The organism is Streptomyces sp. UNOC14_S4 (genome assembly GCF_020740835.1).
GTDB lineage: Bacteria > Actinomycetota > Actinomycetes > Streptomycetales > Streptomycetaceae > Streptomyces.
In genome coordinates this window covers 1-3913 of the sequence record NZ_JAINFC010000620.1, presented here as the reverse complement: position 1 = coordinate 3913, position 3913 = coordinate 1, and the positions used below count along the sequence as shown (strand labels likewise).

Below are 3913 nucleotides of genomic sequence, written 5' to 3'. Positions count from 1 at the left end.
CCCGCCCTCCGGCCCCGCCCCCTCCACCGGCCGTCGACTGCCGGTAGGGGGCGCCCACGTCCGCGTCCGGGCGCGCCCCGACAGGGGCGCGGGGAACTGCGCGAGCAACCACGACGCGCTTGCAGACGCCGGACGGGCAGGATGACCGAGCTCGTGGGCGGCTTTTAGGGGCGCGGGGAACTGCGCGAGAAGTCCCCACCGACCCGCAGCCGCCGGACGGACACAGCCCACCGAGCTCGTAGGCGGCCTTCAGGAGCGCGGGGAACTGCGCGACCAGCCCCCACCGGCCCGCAGACGCGCACCCAGCGCAAGACGCGCCGCGCAGCGGCGCGTCAGTCGGACGTGGTCTTCAAGGCCAGCCACAGCTCCATGCGGACATCCGGGTCGTCCAAGGAGCGCCCCAGGATTTCCTCGACCCGCCGCATGCGGTACCGGAGCGTATGCCGGTGGACGCCGAGGTCCGCGGCGGCCGCGTCCCACTGGCCGTGGCGGGCGAGCCAGGCGCGGAGGGAGGCGACGAGGTCGCCGCGGCCCGTCGCGTCGTGTTCGCGGAGGGAACGGAGCAGGCCGTCCGCGAAGGCCCGTACCGCGTCGTCGGCCAGCAGCGGCAGTACGGAACCGGTCGCGACGTCCTCGTGCCCGACGAGCACGCGGCCGCGCCGCCGGGCGACGGACAGGGCCTGTTCGGCCTGGTGGTGGGCGGCTCCGGCCCCGGCGCGGCCGGTCGGTGCCGAGAGCCCGGCAGCCGGGACGGCCGTCGCGTCCCCGCCGCCGCGTTCCGCGGCGGCGGCCAGCCGTCCCTCCGCCGTGCGGGCCCACGCCGCGCACGCGGCCGCCGTCGCACCGCCGTCCGGGAGGAGGACGGTGAGCCGCTCGTCCTCCGCGACGGCCAGTACCGGCTCGGCCGCGCGGCTGGCCGCCGTCTCGACGGCGTCGGCGAGTTCGCCGGTGCCGTCGCCATCCGCCACCAGCACCCGGAACGGTTCGTCCAGCAGCGTGCCGTACAGCTCCCCCGCGACGGCCCGCGCGTGTTCCGCCTCGCCGGCCAGCAGCATCCGCAGCACTGCCGCGGCCAGCCGTGCCTCGGCGTCCTGGAGGGTGCGGGAGCGTTCGGTGGTGAGGGTGAGCAGCGCGATCGCGGCCTGTACGGCGTAGCGCTCGGCGGTGCCCAGTGGGGCGCCCGTGCCGACGGCGAGGACGCCGCGGGCCCGGCGGCCCGAGCCGAGGGACTGGAGCTCGACGCGGTCGGCGCCTTGCTCGGAGCCGACGACGGCGGTGGCGGGTGCGGGCCGTTCCCGCAGCCGTGCGACGGCGTCGGTGAGCCGGGCGGCGCGCCGGGCCGCCCAGTCGGGGGCCGCGGCGACGACCGCGCCCGACGCGTCGTACAGCGCGGCCCACCCGTCGAGGTGGGCGGCGAGCCGGGACAGCAGCGCGGCGGGACCGTCGGCGGCGAGCGCGGCCCGTGTCAGTTCGCGCTGTGCCTCGAAACCGGCGGTGACGGCGCGGTACTGGTCGGCGGCCATGGCGGCCGAGACCGCCTTGCTGATGGCGATGAAGGGGGTGCGGCGCGGCACTTCGAGCAGCGGCAGGCCCTCCGCCTCCGCCGCGTCGATCAGCGCCTGCGGCACCTCGTCGTAGTTGACGCCGACCGCGAAGCCGAGGCCGACGACCCCGGCCGTGGCCAGGCGGCGCACATAGCCCCGTATCGTCTCCGGGTCCGCCGCGTCGATCTTCATCGCGGTGGTCAGGAGCAGCTCGTCGCCCTCCATCCACGGCACGGGGTCGGCGAGCTCGCTGACGTGCGCCCAGCGGACGGGGGTGTCCAGCCGGTCCTCCCCGGCGCGCACGACGAGCTTGAGCGCGGAGTGGTGGACGAGCGAGGCGAGCGTGGCGGGCATGACACCTTCGGGAGGACGTGCGGGAAGGACGGCGGTAATGCGCCTTGCCGTATGAACGACTCCTCCCGATTCTGCCTCAGTGGAGGGTTCACCTCTCGCCGGTCGCCATGAGGTTCACCAGTACCGGCGGCGCGCTCGCCCCCCGTACGTCCGTCACGGACAGCACCGCGTGCCCGGCGGGCACGGCGTGCGCGAGCTCCGAGGCGGACCAGCGCTCGCGCTCGACCTTGCGGACCGTCACGGACTGGGCGGTCACCGCCCGCCCGGTGACGAGGCGGCGCAGGACGTGCGTGGCCCGGGTCAGCGGCTCGTGGGCGATGATCTGCCGGTCGGTGATGTCGCGGGTCTCGACCCACTCCTTGCCCCAGACCTCCGCGAACCGCGCGCCGTCCCAGGTGGTCACGCCCGAGAACGCCATGCGGCAGCCGACCGAGCCGAGCAGCGCGCTGCGCAGCGCCTCGGGCACGTCGTCGAGCGAGCGCAGGGTGAGCACGGCCCCGGCGTTGGCGGAGCGCAGCCGTCCGAGGCCGCGCACGGACTCGGGGGTGATGGTGTGGGTGGCGTCGTCCAGGACGAGGCAGGCGAAGAGCGAGCGGTCGGCGCGGCCGGCCGTGCATTCCGTGAACTGCGCGAGGACGAGCCGGGCCAGCAGCCGGGACGCCTCGGCGTGCCCCCGCTCGGGCAGGTCGATACGGACCCGCAGGGGGTGTTCGAGGGTGCGGAGCGAGAAGGTGCGGCCGGGGCTGCCGGTGTCGAAGAAGCGTGCGAAGGCGGGCCGGTCCAGCAGGGCCAGCCGGTCGGCGAGCATCGGCCCGGCGTCGCCGGGGCGCTCCGCCTGCCGTTCGCGGGCGTCGAGTTCGCGCAGTTGCGCGTCCTGTCCGGCGGCCGTGAGCGCGGCCCGCAGCGCGCCGAGGGCCGCGGCCGAGCCGTCGAGCAGCTCCCGCAGCTCCGGTACGGAGGGGAAGCGGCCGTGCGCCGCGCGGTAGGGGCCGAGGACCTGTGCGAGGGCGGTCGCGGCGCGGCGGCCGCCCTCGCCGGGCAGGGTGGCGGTGAGGTCGCCGACGAGGCCCTCGGCCAGTACGGCGGCGGCCTCGTCGGGGTCGTCGGTGCCGCCGTACAGGTCGAGGTCGTACGCCGAGTCGGGGCGGCCGATCCGCACCACGACGTCGAACGCCTCGTCGGGCGCGAGGCCCGCGCCGGCGGCACCGACCGCGACGACCGCGGTCCGTCCGGCCAGCGCCTGGAGGCACAGCGACTCCAGCACCGGCCGCACCAGCCGGTCCGTCTTGCCGCTGCCGGGCGGGCCGACGGCGAGCAGCGAGGTGCCCAGCAGGGCCGGGTCGAGCGCGGAGCCCGCGCCGCGCTGCTGGTAGGCGTTGCGGGGGTCGTCGACGACGGTGCCGATGCGCACCTGCCGCGTGACGAGGTCGTGCCGGGCGAGGCGTACGGGCAGGTCGCGCGCGCCGGACGGGTGGGCGCAGGCGGCGGCGCCGTGCCGCAGCACGGTGTCGGTGAACTGGGCGAGGCGGCCCGGCTGTGTCCGTACGGCCTCCCAGGCGCGCTGGATGCGGGAGTGGTCGACGTCGTTCATCGTCCCGGAGCGGGCCTCCGCCGCCAGCCGGTCGGCGGCCTCGTGGGCCCCGGCGGTGCGCAGCTCCGGCCATTCGGCTGGGTCGCCCTGCGCGGCGGGGGTGGGGTGGCCCGGTCGTCCGGGTGCCTGTCGGCCAGTGGGTTGGTCGGCGGGTCCGTAGCGGTGCCAGACCTCGCGCCAGCAGCCGACGCGGCAGGCGACGGAGAGGAGCAGGAGGGTGAAGAGGACGTAGTAGGTGTAGCCCGCGTAGAGCCGGGCGAGCGCGTCCCAGTCGTCGGGGGTGAAGGCCACGAGGGGCCAGATCCAGGCACTGCCGACGGCGCCGTTCCAGCACAGCAGCCACACCGCCCACACCCCGGCGAAGGCCGCCGCCGCGCGGGTCAGCAGGGGCCGGGGTGTGGGCGGTGTGGCTGCTGTGCTGGAA

Annotated in this window: 2 protein-coding genes; both read right to left on the bottom strand. The window is 76.5% G+C overall.

Annotated features, from left to right (window positions below):
• Window positions 1-332: 332 nt before the first annotated feature.
• The gene (locus K6I34_RS33190) at window positions 333-1898 is read right to left on the bottom strand and encodes a PucR family transcriptional regulator (protein ID WP_229331756.1); all 1566 of its coding nucleotides are present in this window, start codon (window positions 1896-1898) and stop codon (window positions 333-335) included.
• A gap of 88 nt (window positions 1899-1986) precedes the next feature.
• Window positions 1987-3913, bottom strand: a 1927-nt coding sequence (locus K6I34_RS33185; protein WP_229331755.1) for an ATP/GTP-binding protein, incomplete at its 5' end; no start/stop codon positions are given.

Bases quoted from the DNA above. Each gene is read 5' to 3' on its own strand.
- K6I34_RS33190 (WP_229331756.1), bottom strand. From the start codon at position 1,898: ATGCCCGCCACGCTCGCCTCGCTCGTCCACCACTCCGCGCTCAAGCTC.